Here is a 1,688-nt window from a genome sequence, read left to right as displayed (position 1 = left end):
CGACCCCTTCGCGCTTCGCGAGAAGGGGCCGGTGTACAGGAGAGGAGAGCAGCGTCACCGAGTCGACGTGGTCGGATCCCTGCAATGCCAGCACGAGAGGAAGCGTCAGCAGCCAGTCGCCGATCCCGTCGATCCGCGCTACGCCGACGCGCAACGGATGTTCGAGTTCCGCCCGCAAGTGGGCGATGTCCTCATACACATGCGAATGAGCCTTTGGGGCGGTGAGTCGTATCGCGTCGATCAATCGAAGTCGGCTCTGACTGAGCATCAGGTCAACGCCTTCCAGAGCCCGTCTGCGTTGGGCGCGAGGTTCCACCCAGCGAGGCTGAGGCCCGAAGTTCGCTCCATCACCAGGGCACCGCGTGCCGGCCCCAGGGCGAATCTTGAAGCGGTCGCTTGCGGCAAGCCCAGCATGAACGCGATGAGCACCTTCGCGAACTGGCCATGGGTGAACAGGACGACGTCTCCTCGGCTCTCACGCAACCGTTCCAGCACTCTCGAAGCACGCATCCGGATGTCCACCGGAGACTCGCCAGATCCATCTGGAGGGCCGTCGCTGAAAAGATTCCAGTTCGGATGATCCCGGCGGAAGTCATCGGCTGAGACCCCGTGGAGCGTACCGAGATCCCACTCGATGAGATCCTCGCAGCTTCGCGCTTCGCTACCGATCGCGAGCTGAGCGGTCTCTCGACAGCGGTGAAGCGGCGACGAGAAGAAGGTACCCTCGGTCGCGCTGGCCGCGACGAACTCACCGAGTTGTCCGCTCCACTGCCGAGCCTGCGACCGGCCCTTCTCTGTCAGCTGCACGTCTTCTCGACCTGTGAACTGACCGAGACGGCTCGATGAGGTCTCACCGTGACGGATGATGAGAATCCTGGTCACAGCGGTAAGACCCTCCCGCGCTCTGTGAGCGCTTGTTCCACCTGTTCGCGTTTCACGGCGTACGTACCCCGGTGCTCAACGGCGACGGCTGCAGCAGCGGTCGCCCATCGAGCGGCTTCGACAGCGGTCGCCCCCTCCGCGAGTGCGACGGCGACAGCTGCGGTCACTGTGTCACCTGCGCCGGTGACGTCTGCCACCTCGCGCACCTGCGAGGGAATCCTCTCGACCCGTTCACCGGTGTGCACCAACATGCCATCGGCGCCGAGTGTCACGATCACTTCCCCCTGCGTCACGTCGGAGAGAACCTTCGCCGCTCGTTCAGGATCGGCCTCCCCTGTTGCGTTGGAGGCCTCAAGGTGATTTGGGGTGATCACCGACGCACCACGATACATCGTGAAGTCCCGGCATTTGCTGTCAACCGTCACCGGTACTCCCAGGTGCTGGGCGATATCGATCACACCCCGTGCTACCGCCCCGGCGATCGCGCCCTTCTGGTAGTCCGAGATCACGATGCAGCCGATGGTGTCGACCATTCCTGCAACGGCTGCAAGAAGCCGATCGTGAGACGCATCGGATATGAGCGGGGATTCGATATCGAGCCGCATTATCTGCTGTCCTGCTGCGACGAATCGAGTCTTTACTGTCGTGACGCTTTCCGGTGCGAGGATCAGCGCACTTCCGATCTGGTTGTCATCCAGCAAGGCAGCGCACGTACGGCCTGCCTCGTCGTTGCCGACGAAGGTGGCCAGCGCAACGGATGCGCCGAGGGTGTGAGCGTTCAGGGCGGTATTCCCTGCGCCGCCCAA

2 protein-coding genes and 1 pseudogene are annotated in these 1,688 nt (G+C 63.2%); all 3 read right to left on the bottom strand.

The window, feature by feature from the left end; genetic code table 11:
* A pseudogene (locus tag BGN97_RS09310) lies at window positions 1–199 on the bottom strand (hypothetical protein); the annotation flags it as partial.
* Between the two features lie 68 nt (window positions 200–267).
* Window positions 268–882, bottom strand: a complete 615-nt coding sequence (locus BGN97_RS09305; RefSeq protein WP_292700443.1) for a histidine phosphatase family protein — start codon at window positions 880–882, stop codon at window positions 268–270.
* Window positions 879–1,688, bottom strand: an 810-nt coding sequence (locus tag BGN97_RS09300; protein WP_292700441.1) for a PfkB family carbohydrate kinase, incomplete at its 5' end; no start/stop codon positions are given. The genes BGN97_RS09300 and BGN97_RS09305, both read right to left, overlap by 4 nt.

The sequence above is a fragment of the Microbacterium sp. 69-10 genome (genome assembly GCF_001897945.1).
GTDB lineage: Bacteria > Actinomycetota > Actinomycetes > Actinomycetales > Microbacteriaceae > Microbacterium.
The sequence above is the reverse complement of the archived record's forward strand: the minus strand, read 5'-3'. Positions and strand labels throughout refer to the sequence as shown.